Source organism: Thioalkalivibrio sp. ALJ21 (assembly GCF_000378605.1).
In the GTDB taxonomy this organism is placed as follows: domain Bacteria; phylum Pseudomonadota; class Gammaproteobacteria; order Ectothiorhodospirales; family Ectothiorhodospiraceae; genus Thioalkalivibrio.
Genome location: NZ_KB905157.1, coordinates 229,200 through 251,317, shown reverse-complemented (window position 1 = coordinate 251,317; position 22,118 = coordinate 229,200). Strand labels below are relative to the sequence as shown.

General features: G+C 68.0%; 21 protein-coding genes. 12 read left to right on the top strand and 9 right to left on the bottom strand.

Features of this window, described 5'->3' with window-relative positions; genetic code table 11:
* The first annotated feature begins 17 nt into the window (after window positions 1–17).
* Window positions 18–1,199: an alanine--glyoxylate aminotransferase family protein gene (locus F579_RS0112565; protein ID WP_019025027.1), complete on the top strand. Its 1,182-nt coding sequence runs from the start codon at window positions 18–20 to the stop codon at window positions 1,197–1,199.
* Window positions 1,200–1,424: 225 nt separating this feature from the next.
* Window positions 1,425–1,754 carry a hypothetical protein gene (locus tag F579_RS0112560; protein ID WP_019025026.1) on the top strand — a complete coding sequence of 110 codons (330 nt, stop codon included), beginning with the start codon at window positions 1,425–1,427 and terminating at the stop codon, window positions 1,752–1,754.
* A 90-nt stretch (window positions 1,755–1,844) separates the two neighbouring features.
* On the opposite strand, the gene F579_RS0112555 is transcribed toward F579_RS0112560, so the two are convergent.
* The 6 genes from F579_RS0112555 to F579_RS0112530 form a co-directional block, all read right to left on the bottom strand.
* Window positions 1,845–2,375, bottom strand: a complete 531-nt coding sequence (locus tag F579_RS0112555) for a phosphatase PAP2 family protein (RefSeq protein ID WP_019025025.1) — start codon at window positions 2,373–2,375, stop codon at window positions 1,845–1,847.
* Window positions 2,350–3,537 carry a glycosyltransferase family 1 protein gene (locus tag F579_RS0112550; RefSeq protein ID WP_026301106.1) on the bottom strand — a complete coding sequence of 396 codons (1,188 nt, stop codon included), beginning with the start codon at window positions 3,535–3,537 and terminating at the stop codon, window positions 2,350–2,352. Before F579_RS0112550 ends, F579_RS0112555 begins: the two co-directional genes overlap by 26 nt.
* 65 nt (window positions 3,538–3,602) lie before the next feature.
* A complete protein-coding gene (locus F579_RS0112545; RefSeq protein WP_019025023.1) occupies window positions 3,603–4,349 on the bottom strand; it encodes a 1-acyl-sn-glycerol-3-phosphate acyltransferase in 747 nt (248 codons plus the stop codon).
* A gap of 4 nt (window positions 4,350–4,353) precedes the next feature.
* Entirely contained in the window at window positions 4,354–5,169 is an 816-nt protein-coding gene (locus tag F579_RS0112540) for a GNAT family N-acetyltransferase (protein WP_019025022.1), read from the bottom strand.
* A 113-nt stretch (window positions 5,170–5,282) separates the two neighbouring features.
* On the bottom strand, window positions 5,283–5,696 hold the full coding sequence (locus F579_RS0112535; RefSeq protein ID WP_019025021.1) for a rhodanese-like domain-containing protein: 414 nt from the start codon (window positions 5,694–5,696) through the stop codon (window positions 5,283–5,285).
* A gap of 72 nt (window positions 5,697–5,768) precedes the next feature.
* Window positions 5,769–7,802: a thioredoxin domain-containing protein gene (locus F579_RS0112530; RefSeq protein WP_026301105.1), complete on the bottom strand. Its 2,034-nt coding sequence runs from the start codon at window positions 7,800–7,802 to the stop codon at window positions 5,769–5,771.
* 72 nt (window positions 7,803–7,874) lie between these two features.
* On the opposite strand from F579_RS0112530, the gene lgt reads away from it, so the two are divergent.
* The 6 genes from lgt to F579_RS0112500 all read left to right on the top strand — a co-directional run bounded on the left by lgt (window position 7,875) and on the right by F579_RS0112500 (window position 14,296).
* Window positions 7,875–8,720 (top strand): prolipoprotein diacylglyceryl transferase, encoded by an 846-nt coding sequence (gene lgt / locus F579_RS0112525; RefSeq protein ID WP_019025019.1) that lies wholly within the window; start codon window positions 7,875–7,877, stop codon window positions 8,718–8,720.
* Between the two features lies 1 nt (window position 8,721).
* On the top strand, window positions 8,722–9,540 hold the full coding sequence (locus F579_RS0112520; protein ID WP_019025018.1) for a thymidylate synthase: 819 nt from the start codon (window positions 8,722–8,724) through the stop codon (window positions 9,538–9,540).
* Window positions 9,540–10,031 (top strand): dihydrofolate reductase, encoded by a 492-nt coding sequence (locus F579_RS0112515; protein ID WP_019025017.1) that lies wholly within the window; start codon window positions 9,540–9,542, stop codon window positions 10,029–10,031. The genes F579_RS0112520 and F579_RS0112515 overlap by 1 nt, the downstream gene beginning before the upstream one ends.
* 75 nt (window positions 10,032–10,106) lie before the next feature.
* Window positions 10,107–11,507, top strand: a complete 1,401-nt coding sequence (locus F579_RS0112510; RefSeq protein ID WP_019025016.1) for an MBL fold metallo-hydrolase RNA specificity domain-containing protein — start codon at window positions 10,107–10,109, stop codon at window positions 11,505–11,507.
* Window positions 11,508–11,528: 21 nt separating this feature from the next.
* On the top strand, window positions 11,529–13,199 hold the full coding sequence (locus F579_RS0112505) for a Na/Pi cotransporter family protein (RefSeq protein WP_019025015.1): 1,671 nt from the start codon (window positions 11,529–11,531) through the stop codon (window positions 13,197–13,199).
* Window positions 13,196–14,296 carry an RNA ligase gene (locus F579_RS0112500; RefSeq protein ID WP_019025014.1) on the top strand — a complete coding sequence of 367 codons (1,101 nt, stop codon included), beginning with the start codon at window positions 13,196–13,198 and terminating at the stop codon, window positions 14,294–14,296. Before F579_RS0112505 ends, F579_RS0112500 begins: the two co-directional genes overlap by 4 nt.
* 13 nt (window positions 14,297–14,309) lie before the next feature.
* Here the strand turns inward: F579_RS0112500 and F579_RS0112495 are convergent, their stop codons facing one another.
* Entirely contained in the window at window positions 14,310–14,900 is a 591-nt protein-coding gene (locus tag F579_RS0112495; protein ID WP_026301104.1) for an RNA ligase partner protein, read from the bottom strand.
* 136 nt (window positions 14,901–15,036) lie between these two features.
* Here F579_RS0112495 and F579_RS0112490 point away from each other — a divergent pair, with 136 nt between their 5' ends.
* Both F579_RS0112490 and F579_RS0112485 read left to right on the top strand, forming a co-directional pair.
* Window positions 15,037–15,888 (top strand): HDOD domain-containing protein, encoded by an 852-nt coding sequence (locus tag F579_RS0112490; RefSeq protein WP_019025012.1) that lies wholly within the window; start codon window positions 15,037–15,039, stop codon window positions 15,886–15,888.
* 82 nt (window positions 15,889–15,970) lie between these two features.
* The gene (locus F579_RS0112485; protein ID WP_019025011.1) at window positions 15,971–16,561 is read left to right on the top strand and encodes a BLUF domain-containing protein; all 591 of its coding nucleotides are present in this window, start codon (window positions 15,971–15,973) and stop codon (window positions 16,559–16,561) included.
* 29 nt (window positions 16,562–16,590) lie between these two features.
* Here the strand turns inward: F579_RS0112485 and guaA are convergent, their stop codons facing one another.
* Both guaA and guaB read right to left on the bottom strand, forming a co-directional pair.
* Window positions 16,591–18,168 (bottom strand): glutamine-hydrolyzing GMP synthase, encoded by a 1,578-nt coding sequence (gene guaA, locus F579_RS0112480; protein WP_019025010.1) that lies wholly within the window; start codon window positions 18,166–18,168, stop codon window positions 16,591–16,593.
* Between the two features lie 63 nt (window positions 18,169–18,231).
* The gene (gene guaB, locus F579_RS0112475) at window positions 18,232–19,692 is read right to left on the bottom strand and encodes an IMP dehydrogenase (RefSeq protein ID WP_019025009.1); all 1,461 of its coding nucleotides are present in this window, start codon (window positions 19,690–19,692) and stop codon (window positions 18,232–18,234) included.
* Between the two features lie 193 nt (window positions 19,693–19,885).
* On the opposite strand from guaB, the gene F579_RS0112470 reads away from it, so the two are divergent.
* Together F579_RS0112470 and xseA are read left to right on the top strand one after the other, a co-directional pair.
* Window positions 19,886–20,653: a DUF4197 domain-containing protein gene (locus F579_RS0112470; RefSeq protein ID WP_019025008.1), complete on the top strand. Its 768-nt coding sequence runs from the start codon at window positions 19,886–19,888 to the stop codon at window positions 20,651–20,653.
* 48 nt (window positions 20,654–20,701) lie between these two features.
* Entirely contained in the window at window positions 20,702–22,117 is a 1,416-nt protein-coding gene (gene xseA / locus F579_RS0112465; protein ID WP_019025007.1) for an exodeoxyribonuclease VII large subunit, read from the top strand.
* Window position 22,118: the final 1 nt, after the last annotated feature.

Genomic DNA, 22,118 nt, shown 5'->3' with positions numbered 1-22,118 from the left:
ATCCGGTAGACGCATCCATGCAGGCAAAATCCTTTCTCCCCCCGCAGCGCACCCTGATGGGCCCCGGCCCCTCCGACGTGAACCCGCGCGTCCTGAGCGCGATGAGCCGCCCGATCATCGGCCACCTGGATCCGGTGTTCGTCGGCATGATGGAGGAGATGAAGGGCCTGCTGCAGTACGCGTTCCAGACCGAGAACGCGCTGACCCTACCGGTCTCCGCCCCCGGCTCCGCCGGCATGGAGACCTGCTTCGCCAACCTGGTGGAGCCGGGCGACAAGGTGATCGTCTGCATCAACGGCGTGTTCGGCACGCGCATGAAGGAGAACGTCGAGCGCTGCGGCGGCACCGCCGTGGTGGTCGAGGATGACTGGGGTGCCCCGGTCTCCCCGAGCAAGGTCGAGGACGCGCTGAAGGGCAACCCGGACGCGAAGATCCTCGCCTTCGTGCATGCCGAGACCTCCACCGGCGCCTGCTCCGATGTCGAGACCCTGTGCCGGATGGCCCGCGAGCACGACTGCCTGACCATCGTGGACGCGGTCACCAGCCTGGGTGGCAGCCCGCTGAAGGTCGACGACTGGGGCGTGGATGCGATCTACTCCGGCAGCCAGAAGTGCCTGTCCTGCACCCCGGGTCTGTCGCCGGTCAGCTTCAGCCAGCGTGCGGTGGAGCGCATCCAGGCGCGCAGCCACAAGGTCCAGAGCTGGTTCCTCGACCTGAACCTGGTGATGGGCTACTGGGGTGGCGGCGGCAAGCGCGCCTACCACCACACCGCGCCGATCAACGCCCTGTATGCGCTGCACGAGTCGCTGGTCATCCTCGCCGAGGAAGGCCTCGAGAACAGCTGGACCCGCCACGCCCGCCACCACGCAGCACTGCGCGCGGGCCTCGAGGCGATGGGCCTGAAGTTCCTGGTCGACGAGGCCCACCGCCTGCCGCAACTCAACGCCGTGCACGTCCCCGAAGGCGTGGACGAGGCCGCGGTGCGCGCCGAGCTGCTGGAGCGCTACAACCTCGAGATCGGCGCCGGGCTCGGCCCCTATGCCGGCAAGGTCTGGCGCATCGGCCTGATGGGCCATGGCGCCAACGAGCGCAACGTGTCGCTGTGCCTGTCCGCGCTGGAGGCGGTACTGGCCGACATGGGCGCGGTGAAGCCGGGCCAGGCCCTGGCCGCCGCCCGCGCGAGCTACAAGCAAGCCTAGGGCCGTGCGAGGGAAACGCTGAGTTATTGGCGTTTCCCTGCGGCACAGGGACGTGCCGCCGGAATCGGCCACCGTAGGTGGTTGATTCCGAAGCAAGCTGCAAACCGCCTTGGCCCGTGCCAGGGCATCAAGAACGTTGCAACGCCGCGTGCGCTGAGAAAGCCAGGATGGCTTTATTCAGCGCTTCCTGGGCGAGCCGATAACGAAACCTGCGGGAGACGCAACATGACACTATCCGAACTGCTGCAGTATCTGGACGAGAACATGGAGGGGGTCTTCCTGGACGGCGACCCGGCCAGCACCCTGGAAAAGGCCCGTGCAGGCCAGCACCGCAACCCGATCGCGGCCGAGGTGCTGACCACGCTGATGGACGGTGCCGGTGCCGACGGCCCGGACACCACCCTGGAGCGCGCCGAGGCGGTCAAGGCCATCGGCCCGCTGCGCCTGAAGTACATGGCCGACGACGCCCCGGTCGAGGGCTTCCGCCTGGTCGAGAAGACCATCGTCACCATCGACGCCGCCTACAACGACGAGGCCCTCTCCTCGCGCGGCTGACCCCCTCGCCCACCGTGCCGACACCCCGGGGACCGCGCAGTGGCTATCCGGGGTGCTGGCGACAGCCTACTCACAAGGGGCGGGGCCAACTCAAACCAGACCGGCCAGTGCCAGCACCGCTCCGGCCATGCTGGCCCCGATCAGCGCCCCCATTGCGACATCGCTGGGATAGTGCAGCGCCAGTACCAGGCGCGAGGCGGCGACCAGGGCGGCGAACGGCACCACCAGCCAGGCCCAGACGGGGAACCATGCCACCAGCACGACGGTGAATCCCACCGCATGCATGGTGTGGCCGGAGGGGAAGCTGAACTCGTCCAGTGGATCCACCGTGCGGGTGAACGGACGGTCGCGGTGGCACGGTCGCGGTCGGCTCGTGCGGCGTTTCAGCCACTTGTACAGCGGTAATGACGCCAGCCCCACCGCGGCCATCTGCAGGCTGACCCAGGCGGCCTCGGGACCGTGGAGCAGCGGTAGCAGGAGCATCAGCCCGTACCAGAACACCCCGTCTCCCAGCCGGCTGATCAGTCCGAAGAAGCGGCTGACCGCCCACTGACGATTGACCTGATTGCACAGCTGGCAGATCGCCAGCTCCGCCTCATCCATGCGCCGAGGCATGCGCATCACGGGCCTCCGTCTGCACCAGTTGCACCAGGACCGACTCGAAGCCGCCGATCACTTCGGACCAGTCCAGCGTGGACGCATGCTCCCGCGCTCGCGCGCCGAGCAGCGGCCACTGCTCGGGGCGGTCGGCGAGCTCGCGCGCCGCGCGCACGAAGGCCTGCTCGTCGACCCGACGGGCGCCGGTCAGCGAGATGCGAGTACCCGAGATGCCATCGGCCAGGTGCTCGTGGGCGGCGGCCGTATCGAAAGCGAGCACCGGAAGTCCGCTGGCCATGGCCTCGATCACCACATTGCCGAAGGTCTCGGAGGTCGACGGGAACAGGAACAGGTCCGCGCTGGCGTAGTGCTGCGCGAGGGCCTGTCCGGTCTGCTGCCCGGCGAAAATGACATCCGGATGCGCGCGCGCCAGGCGCTCCCGCTGGGGGCCGTCCCCCACCAGCACAAGCCGCGCATCGGGACGGGCCGTCTGGATCGCGCGGAAGGCGGCGATCACCAGATCCAGGTTCTTCTCCGCGGCCAGGCGTCCCACATGGATCACGACCGGTACCGAACCACTCGCGCCCCATTGCCCCCGCAGCGTCCGGGAACGACGCGCGGGAGTGAAACGCCGGGTATCCACGCCTCGCGCCAGCACCCCCACCCGTCGAAAGCCCTGATCCCGAAGCTCCTCGGCCAGCGCGCGGGTGGGTACCAGGGTAGCGCCGCAACGGTTGTGAAACCGCCGCAACAGACTGCGCACCGGGAGGGTCAGCAGTCCCAGCCCGTAGTGGCGGGCATAGCCATCGAAGCGCGTGTGAAAACCCGAGGCCACCGGGATACCGAGCTGCCTGGCCACCGCCAGCGCGGCATGCCCGAGGGGTCCTTCGGTGGCGATGTAGGCGACATCCGGGGGTGAGTGCCGCCACAGGTGGCGCAACCGGCGCGTGGAGGGCAAACCCATCCGCAGCCCCCGGTAGCCGGGGATCGCGATACCGGGCAGCGTGACATCCTCGGGGCTCGTTGCATGCCGGGGCCCCGCGACGGGCCGATCCAGCACCTGCCGCGGGCGAATCACCTGTACCCGGTGGCCGCGTTGCCGCAGCCCCTCGGTCAGCCGCTCGAGCGTATGCGCCACACCATTGACCTCGGGTGGCCAGGTCTCGGTCACGAGGGCCACGTTCAAACGACCTGGATTCGGGCCACGCGATGCAAGGGTAAACGGGGCGGGCATCGTCGCGGCCTCCATGGTCAGCGCGCCTTTCGTCGCTTCGTGGTGGGCGGGTCCAGGGGGTCGGCGGGCAGACCCAGGCGCTCGACGATCGCATCCCGCGAGGCCTCGGCCAGCGAACGGCGATCCTCTTCAGCGGTTTGCAGCGGCGCAAGGAAATGCACCTGCACGCGGGTCTCGCGGCGGCACAGCAGGTGCCAGGCATTCACAAGCAGGCGGTCGTCGTCGGTATAGGCGACCGGGACCGGACCGCCCTCGGGGCGCTCGTAGTCCAGCGCCACCGGCTGCACCGGATGGCCGTTCTCGGCCACTGCGGCAAACAGGCGCGGGTGGAAGCGGCGTACGCCCTGTCCGCGGCTGGTCGTCCCTTCCGGAAACACGACGAAGTGCCGGCCCTCGTCGAGGCCCTCGCGCATGGCCTCGATGTGGGCGTTTGCCTCGCCCGCACCGCGGCGGATGAAACGCGTGTCGTGCTGGCGCGCCAGCCAGCCGATCACTGGCCAGCGGGCGATCTCGTCCTTGGAAAGAAAGCACGGATCCACGGCCGCACCGATCAGCGGGATGTCCAGCCACGAGACATGGTTGGCCACCACCAGCGAGGCCTGTTCGGGCCGTGTACCGGTAAGGCGAAAACGCACACCCGCGAGCCACAACGCACGGTCGTACCAGTCGCGGCGGATGCGGCTGCGTGTCTCGAAGTCATCGCCCCGGCGCGACATGCGCCAGGTCAGCCAGACGCCCTTCAGCAGGTGCAGGAGAATGCGCATCAGCCTACCCGATGCCCGCAGGCTTCCCGTCATGGTGCAACCCTCGGCTTGCGGGCGCGGTCGCGCCCAGGAAGTGCCGATGGTAGCGATCCGGGAGGTCCCTGACATCCAGCAGGACCAGCAGATCGGCGACGTTGAAGTCGGGATCGTGACAGGCCTCGCCACAGATACGGGCGCCCAGACGCAGATAGGCCTTGAGCAGCGGCGGCAAGTCGGCGCGCGAGGGTGTGCCGTGCCAGATACTGAGGGAATTGGGCAGCGGCCGGCGCGGTGTGACCCGCAGGCGCGACGGGCCGCGATGGAACAGGCGCAGCCAGGCGAGCTGGGCCGGGGTCCGTTCGGTCAGCGGCAGGCTGGCACAGCCCATCAGGTACTGATACTGCCGCGCGGTCATAAAGCGGGCGAGACCGGACCACAGGGCATTGATCGCCGCACCCTGGCGCTGATCCGCGCGCACACAGGTGCGCCCGATCTCCAGCGTCTTGCCGGGCAGATTCATCAACGGACCCAGCTCGAACTCGGCCAGTGAGTAGAAGCCACCGGCAATGGCCGCGCTCTCCTCGGTCAGGATGCGTGTGCAGGCGACCAGCTCCCCGGTGCGGGGCTCGCGTACCAGGAGGTGATGGCAGTGGGGGTCCAGATAATCGGCACCCAGCTCGCGTTCGGCGTCGGGGATCCGCGCGCCCATCTCCTCCGCGAACACGGAGTAGCGCAGGCGCTGAGCGGCCTCCAGATCGCCCGGTCCGGCGGCCAGATGAACGCGAAAGCCCGTCTCGGCGTGAGCCGCCTTTACGGGCGGGATGATCTGCGGTGCGGACATGGGCGCCACCTCCGGTTGAACTGTCCCGGAGACTACGCCCGCGATTTGACGGCCTCGTGTAACCCGCGTGACGTTCCCGTGAACACGCCACGGGTGTCAGCAGGGAGGGTTTTCTACGGCAGCTGACCGGTATAGGCGCCGGATTCCACCGGCAGGTCCTCGGCCTCCCAGCCCTTTATGCCGCCGGCCACGTTCACGACCTGGCCAAAGCCCATCTCGCGCAGGCGCTGCACCGACATCGCGGCACGTCCGCCCGTGGCGCACATCACGGCCACCGGCTTCTCGCGGGCGTTGACCAGTGCATCGATGCGATGCGGGGTGTTCGGATCCGCCGCGCCTTCGAGCAGGCCGCGCGGAATCAGCAGCGAGTTCGGCACATGGATCTTTTCGTATTCGTAGGGTTCGCGCACGTCCACCAGCAACCAGTCCTCTCCGGCCTCCATCTTCTCCGAGAGTTCCTCGGGGGAGATCTCCTCGACGTTCTGGCGCGCCTCGGCGACGAAATCCATCAGCTTCTTCTCGCTCATTCGAACCTTCCCTTTGCAGTGAACAGAAAACGGATACGACGGTACTTCAAACTGTGGCCAAAGGGCGCCGATTCAACCCTGACCCAGGGCGTTTTCCAGGGCATCCGGGGCCGCTACCGGCGCCTCGCATTGCAGGCCGCGGCAGAGATAGGCGCACACGCCAGCCTCCGGCGGCGTCTTCTCCGCCAGGGTTGCCGGGAGGCCGTCGGCATCGCCCGGGATCGCGAACCCCCACACCGGGCGGCCCTGTGACCGCAGGCGCTGCTGCCAGGCCGGCAGCTCGTCCGCCGCGCCACGCAGCACGATCAACGGCAGCGGCTGATGATGCATGTCCAGCGCGATCAGCAGACTCATGTGCCCCAGCGGGGCCTGCTCGATCATCGGCCCGGCATTGGCCAGCGTACGCTCGGCGGCCTCCAGATAGCGTGGCTCGGCCAGCAGGAAGCCGAACTTCTGCAGCACCTGCGCGGCGATGCCATTGCCGGCGGCCATCGCGTCGTCGGCGTAGACCTTGGGCCGCTGGATCAGCGCCTCGTGATCACGCGCGGTGTAGAAGAAGCCGCCGTGCTCGGCATCCTCGAAGTCGTCCAGCAGGGCCTCCGCCAGGGTTGTGGCCCAGCCCAGCAGGTCGCTGTCCCATTCGGCTTCCAGCAGCGCCAGCGTGGCCTCCAGCAGCAGGGCGTGGTCGTCCAGATAGGCGCGTGGCAGCTGGCCGGTTGCCCCTTCGCGGTAGCTGGCAAACAGCCGACCGTCACGCCAGAGCCGCTCGCGCACCGCGTCCATCGCCGCGCGGGCGAGTCCCAGCCAGTCGGGCCGCCCGAGCGCGCGCGCGGCGCGGGCGAGCCCGGTAATCATCAGCGCGTTCCAGGCGCCCAGGATCTTGTCGTCGCGATGCGGCCGCACGCGCTGCTCGCGCGCGGCCAGCAGGCGCTCGCGGGCACGGCCGAGGCGCGCATCCGCCTCGGACTGGTCGATGCCCACGGCATCGGCCACGGTCGCAATCGGGACCACCTCGTGCAGGTGCCAGCGGCCCTCGAAATTGGCCGGGCCGTTCAGCCCCCAGACCCGGCTGGCGACCGCCCACTCGTCCTCCGCCAGCAGACCCTCGACCGTCTCCGGATCCCAGACGTAGAAGCGACCCTCCTCGCCCTCGGAATCGGCGTCGAGGCTGGAGTAGAACGCGCCGGAGGGGTCGCGCATCTCGCGCTCCAGCCAGGCGACCGTCTGCTCGGCCACGCGCCGGGCGCGGTCGTCGCCGGTGGCCGCGCGCTCGGCGTACAGGCCCAGCAGCGGCCCGTTGTCGTAGAGCATTTTCTCGAAGTGCGGGATCATCCAGCGCGCATCCACCGAGTAGCGGCAGAAGCCGCCACCGACCTGGTCGAAGATCCCGCCTGCGGCCATCGCCGCGAGCGTCCGTTCGAGCATGTGGTCGGCCTCGGCATCATCGTGGCGCGCCGAGTGCCAGGCCAGCCATTCGAGGCTGGCCGGGTGCGGGAACTTGGGCGCGTCGCCGAAGCCCCCGAACTGCGCGTCGAAGGTCTGCGCGAGTTCCGCCCGCGCCTTGTCCAGTGCGCCGATCGCCGGTATCGCCCCGCCTGCCGGGCGGTAGATGCGTGAGAGCGCTTGCTGCAGGGACTCGTTCTGGCGCTGGATCTCGTCGGGGTGCTCCGCGAGGAAATCAGCCACCCGGTTCATCAGGTCGACGAATGACGGCAGCCCGTGGCGCGGGGTACTGGGGAAGTACGTGCCGGCAAAGAACGGCACCTGGTCGGGGGTCAGGAACACCGTCAGTGGCCAGCCGCCCGGGCGCTGGGACAGCAGCATGTGGGCGTTCTGGTAGATACGATCGAGGTCGGGACGCTCCTCGCGATCCACCTTGATGTTGATGAAGCGGCGGTTCATTACCTCGGCGGTGGCCGGATCCTCGAACGATTCATGCGCCATCACGTGGCACCAGTGACAGGCGGAATAACCGATCGACAGCAGGATCGGCTTGCCCTCGCGGCGGGCGCGCTCCAGCGCCTCCTCGCCCCACGGATACCAGTCCACCGGATTGTCGGCATGCTGCAGCAGATACGGGCTGCTGGCTCCAGCCAGTCGGTTCATCGCACGACCTCCCTGGAAATCGGATTCGCCCCGGCGGGCACAGGTGCACGTCAGGGCCAGGCCGGGTAGCATGTGCAGCCGATTTTCCATCCGCAAGCGACCATGCCCACGCACCCGTTTATCGATCCGGTAGCCCTGTCGCTGGGACCCCTGACCCTGTACTGGTACGGGCTGATGTACCTGATCGGCTTCGTGGCCTTCTGGGCGCTGGGGGCCTGGCGTGCACGCACGCAGGGCTGGGCGCCCCTGCAGCCGGTACAGGTCGGCGATCTGCTGTTCTGGGGCGCGATCGGCGTAATCATCGGTGGGCGCCTGGGCTATGCCCTGTTCTACAACCTGGATGCCACACTGGCCGACCCGGTCAGCCTGTTCCGCGTCTGGGAGGGCGGCATGGCCTTCCACGGCGGTCTGGTCGGGGTACTCGTAACGGCCTGGCTTTATGCACGCCGACTGGGCGTGGGCTTCTTCCGCCTGACGGACTTTATCGCCCCGCTGGTGCCGATCGGCCTGGGCGCGGGACGCATCGGGAACTGGATCAACGGGGAGCTGTGGGGCAAGCCCACCGACCTGCCCTGGGCAATGATCTTCCCGGCCGCAGACTACGTGCCGCGCCACCCGTCGCAGCTCTACCAGGCCTTCCTCGAGGGGCTGGTGCTGTTCGTGGTGCTATGGATCGTCTCGCGTCATCCACGCCGCACGGGGCTGGTCTCCGGGCTGTTCCTGACGCTATACGGCAGCTTCCGCTTCCTGGTCGAGTTCGTGCGCGTGCCGGATGCGCATATCGGCTATCTGGCCTTCGACTGGCTGACGCTCGGCCAGGTCCTGAGCCTGCCGGTCATCCTGTTCGGGATCGGTCTGATCGTCTGGTCACGCAAGAACGCCGTGCCGGAATCCCGCCCGGCCACCGAGAGCCCCTGACATGCAGCAATACCTCGACCTCGTCCGCCACATTCGCGAACACGGCACCGACCGCCCGGACCGCACCGGCACCGGCACACGTTCGGTGTTCGGCTACCAGATGCGTTTCGACCTCGCTGCGGGCTTCCCGCTGGTCACCACCAAGCGCACCCATCTGCGCTCGGTGATCCACGAACTGCTGTGGTTCATCCGCGGCGAGACGAACATCGGCTATCTCAAGGAACACAAGGTCCGCATCTGGGACGAGTGGGCGACCGAGGACGGTGACCTCGGCCCGATCTACGGCGCACAGTGGCGCAACTGGGCCGGGCACGACCAGCTGGCCGAACTGGTGGACAACCTGAAGAACCGTCCCTACTCGCGGCGCCACATCATCAGCGCCTGGAATGTGGCCGACCTGCCGGACGAGTCCGTCTCGCCGCAGGAGAATGCGAACGCCGGGCGCATGGCGCTGGCGCCCTGCCACACCCTGTTCCAGTTCTACGTTGCCGATGGCCGACTGTCCTGTCAGCTCTACCAGCGCAGTGCCGACGTATTTCTCGGTGTGCCGTTCAACATCGCCAGCTATGCCCTGTTCACACACATGCTGGCGCAGGTCGCCGGCCTGGAACCGGGCGACTTCGTGCACACCTTCGGCGACGCCCACCTGTATCACAACCACGAACAGCAGGTGGACGAGCTGCTGGGCCGCGAGCCCCTGCCGCTGCCCACCCTGCACCTGAATCCCGAGGTCACCGACCTGTTCGCCTTCACCTTCGACGACATCGAGGTGCGCGACTATCAGTCGCACCCGCCAATCAAGGCGCCGGTGGCGATCTGATGGCGACCCCCGAGATCCACCTGATCGTCGCGCTGGACCCGGACCATGTGATCGGACGCGACAACGATCTGCCCTGGCACCTGCCGAAGGACCTGCAGCACTTCAAGCGCGTCACCGACGGGCACCCGATGATCATGGGTCGGCGCACGTTCGAGTCCATCGGCCGCCCTCTTCCGAAACGCCGCAACCTGGTGCTGACGCGCCAGGCGAACTGGCAGGAGGACGGTGTAGAAGTCTATCCGGATCTCGACAGCGCCCTGGCCTCCATCCCCGAGGGCCCCGCCTTCGTGATAGGCGGTGCCGGGCTGTTTGCCGAGGCCCTGCCCCGGGCCTCTGTGCTACACCTGACACGCGTGCACGAACCCCATACCGGGGACACCTGGTTCCCGGCCATCAACCCCGATGACTGGGACTGCGTCTGGTCCGAACGCCACGAACCCGACGACCGCCACGCCTGCGCCTTTACCTTCGAACGCCTGGAGCGCCGCTGAACCGAAGCGCCCGGCGCGCCCGGAAAGCACCAGCGGGTTGCGCAGACGGGCCTGACCGTGCGTACACTTCCTGCCATGGCACAACTGACCTTTCTCGGCGCGACCGGCGAAGTCACCGGATCGCGTTATCTCCTCGAGACCAACGACGCCCGCATCCTGCTGGAATGCGGCCTGCACCAGGGCAACAGCGAGGCGGACGAGGCGAATCGCGCCTCGCTCGCCGAACTGGCGGAAACAATCGATGCGGTGGTCCTCTCCCACGGCCACCTCGATCACTCGGGGCTACTGCCCAAGCTGGTGCGCGACGGATACCGCGGCCCGATCTACTGCACGCCGGGCACGGAGGAGCTGCTCGAGATCATGCTCGAGGACGCCGCGTTCGTGATGAGCAAGGACATCGAGTGGGAGAACAAGTGGCGCCGGCGCGCGGACAGGCCGCTGCTGGAGCCGGTCTACGACATCGATGATGTCGCGACCACCCTCGGGCTTTGCCAAGCCATCCCCTACGGCGACACCCGCACCATCGCGGGCGAGGTCCGACTGACCTTTCGCGATGCCGGGCATATCCTCGGCTCCGCGATCGTGGGCCTGATCGTGCCCTCTGGCGGGCGTGACCGGCACCTGATCTTCTCCGGCGACCTCGGCAATGACGACGCGGTGCTGATGCACAAGCCGGCTCGCCCGGAACACGCGGATCATGTGCTGCTGGAGAGCACCTATGGCAACCGCGACCACCGCCCAATGGACGAAACGGTCGAGGAATTCGCGCAGGTGCTGGCCGAGGCCGACAAGAGCGGCGGCAACGTGCTGATCCCGGCCTTCGCCGTGGGCCGCACCCAGGAGATCCTCTACCACCTGAGCATGCTGCACCACGCCGGGCGCCTGCCGCAGCAGAAGGTCTTCCTCGACAGCCCGATGGCGATCAAGGTCACCGAGCTGTACGCCCGCCTGCGCCGGACACTGGACCCGGAGGACGTCGACCGACTCCACCAGGCCGCGAATGGCGACCCGAACGGCTACCTGCCGGGGCTGCAGGTCTGCCGCACGGTGGAGGAATCCATGGCGATCAACCGCATCACCGGCGGCGCGATCATCATTGCCGGCTCCGGCATGTGCAATGGCGGGCGCATCCGTCACCACATGAAGTACAACCTGTGGCGGCGCGAGGCGCACCTGGTGATCGTCGGCTTCCAGGCGGCGGGTACGTTGGGACGGCGGCTGGTGGACGGCGCCGAGCGAGTCAAGCTGCTGGGCGACGAGGTCGCAGTGAACGCGAAGGTCCACACCCTGGGCGGCTTTTCCGCCCACGCCGGGCGCAGCCAGCTGCTCGACTGGGCACGCGGTTTTCAGGACCAGCCGGTGTTCCATCTGGTCCACGGCGAGCCGGAAGCGCGCGAGGCCCTGGCCGCCGGCCTGCGCGACGAGCTGGGGGCCGAGGCGCATGTACCCGCCTTCGGCGAGACCATCACCCTGTAACCGCACGAAAAATCAGCACCGATGTTGGAGGCCGAAGCCGTCAGCACCTATGCCCTGATCGCCGGCTTCCTCGGCGGTCTCGGGCTGTTCCTGCTCGGGATGACCCTGCTGACCGACGGCCTGAAGACCGCCGGCGGCAAGGCGCTGCAACACATCCTCGGGCAGTGGACACGCACCCGCCCGCGCGCCCTCGCCTCGGGCATGGGTGTGACCGCGCTGGTGCAGTCCTCCAGCGCGGTCACCGTGGCCACCATCGGCTTCGCCAACGCCGGTCTGCTGACGCTCGGCCAGTCCGTCTGGGTGATCTTCGGCTCCAACGTCGGCACCACCATGACCGGCTGGCTGGTCGCGCTGATCGGCTTCAATATCCGCATCGAGGCCTTTGCCCTGCCGGCGATCGGCATCGGCGCCCTGCTCTACCTGTTCATGAAGGCCGCGCGGCCGCGCTATCTGGGCCTGGCCCTGGCCGGCTTCGGCCTGCTGTTCTTCGGCATCGACGTGCTGCGCGAGGCCTTCGAGGGCCTAAGCGCGACCTTTGACCTCGGCGCGCTGGCCCGCCCCGGCTTCCTCGGGCTGGTCATCATGGTCGGCCTCGGCGCGCTGCTGACTGTGCTGATGCAGAGCTCCTCGGCCTCCATGGCCATGGCCCTGACCGCCGCGATGAGCGGCGCGGTTCCGCTGGAAGCGGCCGCCGCCGCCGTGATTGGCGCGAACCTCGGCACCACGGTCAAGGCGCTGCTGGTCGTGATCGGCGCGACCCCGAACGCCAAGCGCGTCGCCGCGGCCCATGTGATCTTCAATGGCCTGACCGCAATTGTCGCCCTGCTTATCCTGCCCTGGTTCCTGGCCGCGATCGCCTGGATCTGGGGCAGCACCGGGGAGGCCCCGGCCCCGGCGGTACTGCTGGCGCTGTTCCATACCGCGTTCAACCTGCTGGGTGTGGCGCTGATGGTGCCGGTCGCCCCGCCGATGATCCGCTTCCTGCAGACACGCTTTCGCACAGAAGAGGAAGACATCGCCCGGCCGCGTTTCCTTGACCGGCACAGCGCCGGCGTGCCGGATCTGGCGCTGCAGTCACTGCTGCAGGAGACCGACCGTCTCGCCGATATCAGCCACTCCATGGCGCGTGAGGCCCTGCGGGCCGACCCACCAGCCGAGGGCAGCCTGGACACCCGGCGTGCCGCAGTCGAGCAGCTGACGGCGGCGATCAGCGATTTCGCCACCCGCACCGCCAACCACCCCATGCCGCAGGCGATAGGGCACGGGATCGCCGAGGTCGTCCGCATCGCCCGCTATCATCGCGAGATTGCCGTATTGGCCGAGCAGATCAGCGACCTGCGCAGGCAATCCACCGGCGAGGAACGCCCGGCCGTCAGCGAACAGCGTCGCACCTGGCAGGAGCAGGTTATCCGCGCCCTCGACCTGGCCAACCTGGAACCCGAAAATGGCGAGAACATCGCGGCTGCCGAGGCCGTGCAATCGGTTGAGATCGCCTATGCCGAACTAAAGGCCGCGCTGCTGCGCGAGGGGACCTTCGGTTCGCTGAGCATGGCCGAGATGGAGCGGCAGCTGCGGATCATCAGCATGGCGCGTCGTCTGGTGACTCAGGCCGACAAGGCGCGCCGCCACAGCGAGATCCTGCAAAACCATCCTCGGGACCTCGACTCGACACTGGATTCGGAAACCGCATGATCGAGCACCAAGTGCTGCAAGAAGCCATCGAGAATCGTCGCGCCGAGGCGCTGACGTTCGACGGACTGAAATACGCCCGCCTGCTGGAACCGGTGAACCACTATCCGCGTGGTTCCGTGGTGCTGCCAGGTGGCTCGGTGGTGCCCGGATACCCGTCGATCGGGCGCATCCAGTCGCTGGAGGCCGGGCTGCCACGGCAGTTCGAGCAGCCGTTCTGGGCGGAGGAAAAGATCGACGGCTTCAACGTGCGCATCCTGCGCTGGCAGGGGCGCGTCTATGCGTTCAGCCGCGGCGGTTACGTCTGCGCATTCAGCACTGACCGGGTAGTGGATTTCATGGACCCGGTGATCTTCGATGCCGAACCCGACCTGATCCTGTGCGCGGAGATCGCCGGGCCGGATACGCCGTACCTGGAAGGGTCCACGCCCCGGGTCGCCCATGACGTGGGCTTGTTCGTGTTCGATCTGATGCGCCTGGGCCACCCCGGCTTCGTACCCCAGCCGGAGAAGTTCGCACTGATCGAGCGCCACGCCCTACCCCCGGCACCACTGCACGGACAGTTCACCCCGCGCGACACCAAGCCACTCTGGCGCCTGATTCAGCGACTGGACGAGGAAGGCGCCGAGGGACTGGTGCTGAAGACTGCGGACGGGCTGCACCGGGCCAAGTATGTGACCGGGAGCTCCTGCGTCTCCGATATCCGGGTCTGCGCGGAACAGCTACTGGACCTGCCGCCGGAGTATTTCACCAACCGCCTGACACGGCTCGCGATCTTCCTGTCCGAACACCCGGATCGGCACCACGCCGACCTCGATCAGGCACTGGGCCAGGCACTGCTGTCAGGGCTCCATGGCGCGGTCGCTCAACACCGACGGCAGGGGCACGTCGGCCATCGCTATCGCTGCCGCTTTCGCGAGCATGCCAACGCCCTGCACTTCATGAATCACATGCAGGCCACGGGCGGACGTCACGTAAGCTTTGCCGACGACGGGCCGCGCGAGGAGGATGGCTACTGGCTGCTGGAGTTCGAACGCCAGTTCGACCGCATCACCGGCACGCTGGCCTCCGCCCTGGCCGGCGACCGCCAGTACGACTGACCCGGGCCCGGGGTCAGGCGCCGGGGCGCTCCGTCTCCGCGAGATTCTCCATCACCCGACGCAGGTAGTCGGCGGTGACCAGCTTGATCCCCATGCGATTGCCCAGCTTGCGCATGCCCTCGTCGGCACTGGCCAGCTCGGCATCGAGTTCCATCGCCAGCAGGACGGCGTCGACATCCTCGCGCGAATCCACCAGGCCCTTGCGCATGGCCTCGCGAAAGCGCTCACGCAGCTGGGTAATGAGTTCCGGCTTGAGCGATTCGGCTGCACCGGCCTGGCGCGTGTGCTCCTCGGCAATGCGCAGCCCGCGGTCGATGCGTGTACGCACCTCGTCGATGAACTCGTAGAGGATGTCGCTGGGTAGTGTCAGGGCGAAGCGACGCGGCGAGCGTACCCAGACCACGGTCTCGAAATCGGCGGCCAGGGCCTCGAGATCGCGCATGCCGCGAAACTCGTCGTACACCGACAGCGGCATGTAGAACTCGGCCGGGCAGTCCCGAGCGAGGTGCAGAAAGGTCCGCAGGATGTCTTCCGGATCCGCACCGAACTGACCCGCCACATGCGGGTTGGTGAACACGCTGGTATCCAGCACAAAGCGGCGCATCACGACCTCCTGTCGGGTTCTTTCTCCATCATCGGCGGCGGTCGCAAACCCGTCAACCAGGTTCACCTTCCGATCGGCGAGGGCGACACCGTGTGGCATAATCCCGCCTGACCTCCCAGCCATACAGGGACGACCCTTGGCCACCCGCGCGGAAGTGGAAAAATTCCTCGAGCGACTGCGCTCGGATCTGGAACGTCAGCAGATCGACATCCCGACCCTGCCGGATATTTCCGTGCAGGCGCTGTTCATCGTGCAGGACGACACCAGCTCCATCGCCGACCTGGTCAACCTGATCTCTCGTGATACGGCGCTGGCCACGCGGCTGGTACGCCATGCCAACAGCCCCGCCTATCGGGGGCTGAGCCGCTGCGCGACCATCCGCTCCGCGGTGACCCGACTGGGGATGGAGCGGGCGCGGCAGACCATCATCGCCCTGTCGATGAAAGAGGTCTTTCAAAGCGGGAACGACGCGATCCGGCAACGCATGGAGGCGTTGTGGAACCACAGCCTCGAGGTCGCGATCATTAGCTATCTGCTGGCGCGCCGGCATCCGCATCTGGACCCGGACACCGCCCTGCTCGCCGGCCTGGTGCACGACATCGGCATGATCCCGATCCTGCGCCGTGCGGAGAAGACGCCGGCGATCTACGAGGATCCACGCGCCCTGCAGGCAGCGGCAGATGCCGCGCACGTCGCAATCGGCCGCGCGATGCTGAAGAACTGGAACTTCGAGCCGGAGATCATCCGCGCGGTCGCCGACCACGAGAACCTCCAGCGCGAACCGGAGCCCGAGTCCCCGATCAGCTACAGCGACGTCGTACAGGCCGCGAACATCGAAAGCCATGTCGGCACTCCCCACCGCCTGGCCCACATCGATCGCGAAGGGGTCGCTTCACTGCGCCGACTGGCCCCGCGTTCGTCCACCCGGAATCTGGACTGGGAAGGCGACGCGATCGGTCTGGAACACGTCAACCAGATCATCGAGTAAAACGAGGACACCGACACCCGCTGCGGAACGTCCGACCCCGGGTGTGGTCTTCCCTACATATCCATTCAGGGATGTTCCGCTGATGACGCTCCAGCTGGTGTATGTCAGCCGCGCGGCCTTTGCGCCCCATGAACATGCCGCCCAGGGCATCGAGCCCGAGGTCGGGCGGATCCTGCTGCAGTCGCGCCAGAACAACCCCCGGGCCGGCATCGTGGGTGCGCTCTACTACGGCGACGGCCACTTTTTCCAATGCCTGGAGGGCGAGCCCAAGGCCGTCTACGCGACCCTGGAGCGCATCCGCTGCGACCCGCGCCACGAAGAGATCACCGTACTGCGCGAGCGCGAACTGGAGCGCCCCGGGTTCGGAGAGTGGTCGATGAAATATGTACCCGCGGCCGGCGAGGTACGCGCCCTGCTGCAGCAGTTCGGGCAGCGCCGGTTCGATCCATTCGGCTTCGACGATCAGCAGATCGAGGCGATGCTGGATCTCCTGCGCAGCGGACGCGACAGCGAGCTGGAGACCGCACCCGCGACCAGCGGGAGCACGCCTTCAACGAGCCACGCCCCGCCGGGCGATCGGCGCCGCCTGCTGGCCCTGGCGGGCTGGGTCGCGGCCGCCGTAGCCGCAGGCATCGCCGGTACGGCGGGCTATCTGTTTCTGGCCGGGGCCTGAGGGAGACTCGCCCCCTCGCGCCGCAGCGCCTACTCCCACTCGATCGTGGCCGGGGGCTTGCCGGAGATGTCGTAGGTCACACGCGAGATGCCGGGGATCTCGTTGATGATCCGGCGCGAGACGTGGTCGAGGAAGTCGTACGGCAGGTGCGCCCAGCGCGCGGTCATGAAGTCGATGGTCTCCACCGCGCGCAACGCGACCACGTAGTCGTAGCGCCGGCCGTCGCCCATCACCCCGACCGACTTCACCGGCAGGAACACCGCAAACGCCTGCGAGGTCTTGTCGTACAGATCCGCGGCGCGCAGCTCCTCGATGAAGATCGCGTCCGCCCGGCGCAGCAGTTCGGCGTATTCCTTCTTGACCTCGCCGAGGATGCGCACGCCCAGGCCCGGCCCCGGGAACGGATGGCGGTAGACCATCTCGGTGGGCAGGCCCAGCTCCACGCCGATCTTGCGCACCTCGTCCTTGAATAGCTCGCGCAGCGGCTCCACCAGCCCCAGCTTCATGTTCTCGGGCAGCCCGCCCACGTTGTGGTGCGACTTGATCACATGCGCCTTGCCGGTCTTGGAGTCGGCCGACTCGATCACATCCGGGTAGATCGTGCCCTGGGCCAGCCACTGCACGTTGTTCAGCTTCGCGGCCTCCTCGTCGAACACGTCGATGAACAGCCCGCCGATGACCTTGCGCTTGGCCTCCGGGTCCTCGACCCCGGCGAGCGAGCGCATGAAGCGGTCCTCGGCATCCACGCGGATCACGTTCACGCCCATGTGGCGGGCGAAGGTCGCCATCACCTGGTCGCCCTCGCCCAGGCGCAGCAGGCCGGTGTCCACGAACACGCAGGTCAGCTGGTCGCCGATCGCCTTGTGCAGCAGCGCCCCGACCACCGAGGAGTCGACCCCGCCGGACAGGCCCAGCACCACGTGGTCGTCCCCGACCTGCTCGCGCACCCGCGCGGCCATGTCGTCGATGATGTTGTCCGCAGTCCACAGCGACTCGCAGCCGCAGATCTCGTGGAGGAAGCGCTCCAGGATGCGCTGGCCCTGGGTCGTGTGCGTGACCTCGGGGTGGAACTGCACACCGTAGAAACCGCGCTCCGGGTCGGCCATGCCGGCGATGGGCGCGGAATCGGTGGAGGCCATCAGGCGGAAGCCCTCCGGCAGCTCGGTCACGTGGTCGCCATGCGACATCCACACGTCCAGCAGGCCGTAGCCCTCCGGTGTGGTGTGATCCTCTATATCACGCAGCAGCGGCGTATGGCCGCGGGCACGCACTTGGGCGTAACCGAACTCGCGGCGCTCGGAGGGCTCGACCCGTCCGCCCAGCTGCGCGGCCATGGTCTGCATGCCGTAGCAGATCCCCAGCACCGGCACACCCAGCTCGAACACTGCATCCTCGGCGCGCGGCGGGTGGTCGACGTTCACCGACTCCGGGCCGCCGGACAGGATGATCCCGGTGGGATTGAAGGCGCGGATGTCCGCCGCCGGCATGTCCCAGGCATGCACCTCGGAGTAGACCCCGGCCTCGCGCACGCGGCGGGCGATCAGCTGGGTGTACTGGGAGCCGAAGTCCAGCACCAGAATGCGGTGGGCGTGAAGATCCTGGGTCATGAGGTCATCCGGTATCCCGGCCGGACGGCCGGGTCGCTGTCGGGGATCCGCCCGGGGGCAGGATCAGTCCATTCGGTAGTTCGGGGCTTCCTTGGTGATCGCCACGTCGTGCACATGGCTCTCGCGCATGCCCGCGGCGGTCACGCGCACGAAGTGCGGCTTGCTGCGCATCTCCTCGATGTCGTGCGCGCCGACATAGCCCATGGACGAGCGCAGCCCGCCCATCAGCTGGTAGATGATCGCGACGATCGAACCCTTGTACGGCACGCGGCCCTCGATGCCCTCGGGCACGAACTTGTCGGCGGAGCTGTTCGGGTCCTGGAAATAGCGATCCGAGGAGCCCTGCTGCATCGCGCCCAGCGAGCCCATGCCACGGTAGATCTTGTAGGAACGGCCCTGATAGAGCTCGACCTCGCCCGGGGCCTCTTCGGTCCCGGCGAACATCGAACCCAGCATCACGCAGTTGGCGCCGGCGGCGATCGCCTTGGCCAGGTCGCCGGAGAAGCGCACGCCGCCATCGGCAATCATCGGCACACCGGTGCCCTTCAGCGCCTCGGCCACATCCGAGATCGCGGTAATCTGCGGCACACCCACGCCGGCCACGATACGGGTGGTGCAGATCGAGCCCGGGCCGATCCCGACCTTCACGCCGTCGGCCCCGGCCGCGACCAGGTCCTTCGCGGCGGCGGCGGTGGCGATGTTGCCGCCGATTACCTGCACGTCCGGATAGTGCTTCTTCACCCAGGCGACGCGATCCAGCACGCCCTGCGAGTGGCCATGTGCGGTATCCACGACCAGCACGTCCACCCCGGCCTCGACCAGAGCGGCCACGCGCTCGTCGGTACCGGCACCCACACCGACCGCCGCGCCCACGCGCAGGCGACCGCGATCGTCCTTGCAGGCGTTCGGGTGTTCGGTGGACTTCTGGATGTCCTTGACGGTGATCATCCCGCGCAGCTGGAAGTCGTCGTTGACCACCAGCACCTTCTCGATGCGGTGCTTGTGCAGCAGTTCCAGCACGTGACCGCGATCCGCGCCCTCGGGCACGGTGACCAGGCGCTCGCGCGGGGTCATGATCTCGGTGACCGGGGCCTCCATACGGGTCTCGAAGCGCAGGTCGCGGGAGGTCACGATGCCGACCAGGTCATTGCCATCCACCACCGGCACGCCGGAGATGTGATTGGCCTGGGTCAGCTCCACGACCTCGCCGATCGTCGCGCTCGGGCCGATGGTGATCGGTTCGCTGATCACCCCGCTCTCGTACTTCTTGACCTGCTGGACCTCGGCGGCCTGGGCCTCGATCGACATGTTCTTGTGCACGATCCCGAGCCCGCCTTCCTGCGCCATCGCGATCGCCAGGCGCGCCTCGGTCACCGTATCCATCGCGGCGGAGACGACCGGCGCGCTCAACTGGATCTCGCGGGTGATGTTCGTGGTCAGATCGACATCGCGGGGGACGACATTCGAATGCCCCGGGATCAGCAGCACGTCATCGAAGGTCAGGGCTTCACCGAGTATCCGCATGCATCGCTCCAGGACTGTCCAGCGGGGGGAAGAACCGAATTCTTTCCCAGAAAGATAAATAGCCGGTCAGTATAAATTTTCCGGCTAGCTCCCGACAAGCAGACCGGGCAAACGCCGTGCATGTCGCCCGGCAGACGCAACGTCGGCACCCTGCTACGATGACCGTCCTCGTTTCAAGCCACCGAGCCCGTTCATGCCCGAGCGCATGCCCCGCCTGAGCCGCCGCCGACTGCTTGCCCTGATGCTCGCGCCCGGGCTGATCGCGATCGCCGCGGCACCGACGGCCCGCGCCAGCTGGTGGCCCTTCAACCCCGACGTGCTGCGCGCGCTGACCCGCCGCCCGGATGCCTCCGATCTCACGACGGCCGAGATCATCGAGGCGGTACACGAAGCCCTGATCATCGCCTCCCATTCAGCCACCGAGACCCTGTCCCAGCGCAACGGCTTCTTCGGCAACCCGGACGTACGCATCCCGCTCCCGGAGGTACTCGCGACCGCCCGCCGGTCGCTGGACCGCATCGGCATGGCAACACCACTAACCCAGCTTGAGGAGGGGATGAACCGGGCCGCCGAGGCCGCCATACCCGAGGCACGCGAGCCGCTGGTGCGGGCCGTGTTCGCGCTGGATCTGGACAATGCCCGCGAGATCCTGGGTGGCGATGACGACGCCGCCACCCGGCATCTCGAATACCACGCACGCGCCGGCATCACCGAGGCGATGCGCCCGGCCATCCAGCAGAGTCTGGAGCAGGTGCAGGCCCTGGACACCTACGGCGAACTGAAGGAGCGCATGCGCGACATCCCCTTCCTCGCCCGCGTGCGCTTCGACCCGGTCGAGCACGTCCTGGAGCATGCGATGGACGGCCTGTTCTTCATGCTGGCTGAAGAGGAGGCCCGCCTGCGGGCCAACCCGCAAGGACGCGGCACCGATGTCCTGCACCGCGTGTTCCGGCGCCAGTAGCCCCTCGCCCCCCCATACCCTTAAACCCACGTCCGCGAATCCCGAGCCATGAGCGACGCCCCCGTACTGACCGTCACCGAACTCAACCAGTGTGCCGACGGCCTGCTGCGCGACGGCCTGGGCCGGGTACGCGTGGAGGGCGAGGTCTCCAACCTGCGCCAGTACGCCTCCGGCCACCAGTACTTCTCGCTGAAAGACGCGAACAGCTCGGTGAGCTGCGTGCTCTTTCGCGGGAATGCCCGCAACGCTGCCCGCTTCTCCGATGGCGACGCAGTGCAGATCCAGGGCCGCGCCGGGATCTACGCGGCACGCGGCCAGTTCCAGATCATCGTCGAGCAGCTGCAGCCGGCCGGCGAGGGCCAGCTTCTGGCGGCCTTCCAGCGCCTCAAGGAAAAGCTCGCCGCCGAGGGCCTGTTCGACCCCGAGCGGAAGAAGCCCCTCCCCCCCTGGACCCACCGCCTCGGCGTGATCACCTCCACCCAGGGCGATGTGCGGCACGATATCGAACGCACCCTGGCGCGGCGTTTCCCGCTACTGCTGCCCTTCACCCTCTACCCCACCGCGGTACAGGGCGCGCAGGCCGCCAGCCAGATCGCCGCGGCCCTGGAGCAGGCCGCCCGCGAGGGCACCGTGGACGTGATCATCCTGGCGCGCGGCGGCGGGTCGCTGGAGGATCTGCAGGCGTTCAACGAGGAGAGCGTGGCCCGCGCCATCGCCGCCTCGCCGATCCCGGTCGTGACGGGGGTCGGGCACGAGACCGATACCACCATTGCGGACTTCGTCGCCGACCTGCGCGCCTCCACACCCACCGCGGCGGCCGAGGCGGTCAGCCCGGATGGCGCCACCCTGCGCCACCGGATCGAGCGGGCGCGCGACCGGATGACCACACTTGCGGCCCAGCGCGTTGCCCAGCACCGGCAGACGCTGAACGCCCTGTGGACCCGACTCGAGCGGCGCCACCCGCGCCAGCTGATGGAACGCAACGCACAGCGCCTGGACGACCAGCACGAGCGCCTGCAACGCGCCTGGCAGCGCCGCCACGAGCAGGCCGGCCAGCGCCTGCAGCATCTGCGCCTGCGCCTGGCCGGGGCCTCACCCGGCAATCGCATCGCCTCTGCGCGAATGCGCCTCGACCATCTGCACCAGCGTCTCGCGCGTGCCACCCCGGCACACGACATCCGCGCGCACCGCGAGCGCCTGGCACGCCTGCACCGGGATCTCGAATACCAGATGCGCCAGGCCCTGACGATCCGCCAGCAGCGGCTGGAGGCGACGCGGCGCCAACTGAACGCCCTCGGCCCCCAGGCGGTCCTGGAGCGCGGCTATGCGATCCTGCAAACGGAAGAAGGACAGGTCCTGCGCGACGCCGCAAGAACCGAGATTGGCGCGCCGCTGAAGGCCCGCCTGGCGCGCGGCGCACTGGAACTGAAGGTGACGGCGACGAAATCGCCCGAGGGAGACTGAA

Excerpts from the sequence above, each read along its gene's own strand:
- guaA (WP_019025010.1), bottom strand. The coding sequence starts at position 18,168 with ATGACCCAGGATCTTCACGCCCACCGCATTCTGGTGCTGGACTTCGGC.
- F579_RS0112500 (WP_019025014.1), top strand. The coding sequence starts at position 13,196 with ATGATCGAGCACCAAGTGCTGCAAGAAGCCATCGAGAATCGTCGCGCC.
- F579_RS0112555 (WP_019025025.1), bottom strand. The coding sequence starts at position 2,375 with ATGCGCATGCCTCGGCGCATGGATGAGGCGGAGCTGGCGATCTGCCAG.
- F579_RS0112545 (WP_019025023.1), bottom strand. The coding sequence starts at position 4,349 with ATGCGCATTCTCCTGCACCTGCTGAAGGGCGTCTGGCTGACCTGGCGC.
- F579_RS0112515 (WP_019025017.1), top strand. The coding sequence starts at position 9,540 with ATGGCGACCCCCGAGATCCACCTGATCGTCGCGCTGGACCCGGACCAT.
- F579_RS0112530 (WP_026301105.1), bottom strand. The coding sequence starts at position 7,802 with ATGAACCGACTGGCTGGAGCCAGCAGCCCGTATCTGCTGCAGCATGCC.
- F579_RS0112520 (WP_019025018.1), top strand. The coding sequence starts at position 8,722 with ATGCAGCAATACCTCGACCTCGTCCGCCACATTCGCGAACACGGCACC.
- xseA (WP_019025007.1), top strand. The coding sequence starts at position 20,702 with ATGAGCGACGCCCCCGTACTGACCGTCACCGAACTCAACCAGTGTGCC.
- F579_RS0112495 (WP_026301104.1), bottom strand. The coding sequence starts at position 14,900 with ATGCGCCGCTTTGTGCTGGATACCAGCGTGTTCACCAACCCGCATGTG.
- F579_RS0112560 (WP_019025026.1), top strand. The coding sequence starts at position 1,425 with ATGACACTATCCGAACTGCTGCAGTATCTGGACGAGAACATGGAGGGG.
- guaB (WP_019025009.1), bottom strand. The coding sequence starts at position 19,692 with ATGCGGATACTCGGTGAAGCCCTGACCTTCGATGACGTGCTGCTGATC.
- F579_RS0112485 (WP_019025011.1), top strand. The coding sequence starts at position 15,971 with ATGACGCTCCAGCTGGTGTATGTCAGCCGCGCGGCCTTTGCGCCCCAT.
- F579_RS0112505 (WP_019025015.1), top strand. The coding sequence starts at position 11,529 with ATGTTGGAGGCCGAAGCCGTCAGCACCTATGCCCTGATCGCCGGCTTC.
- F579_RS0112510 (WP_019025016.1), top strand. The coding sequence starts at position 10,107 with ATGGCACAACTGACCTTTCTCGGCGCGACCGGCGAAGTCACCGGATCG.
- F579_RS0112540 (WP_019025022.1), bottom strand. The coding sequence starts at position 5,169 with ATGTCCGCACCGCAGATCATCCCGCCCGTAAAGGCGGCTCACGCCGAG.
- F579_RS0112535 (WP_019025021.1), bottom strand. The coding sequence starts at position 5,696 with ATGAGCGAGAAGAAGCTGATGGATTTCGTCGCCGAGGCGCGCCAGAAC.
- F579_RS0112565 (WP_019025027.1), top strand. The coding sequence starts at position 18 with ATGCAGGCAAAATCCTTTCTCCCCCCGCAGCGCACCCTGATGGGCCCC.
- F579_RS0112470 (WP_019025008.1), top strand. The coding sequence starts at position 19,886 with ATGCCCGAGCGCATGCCCCGCCTGAGCCGCCGCCGACTGCTTGCCCTG.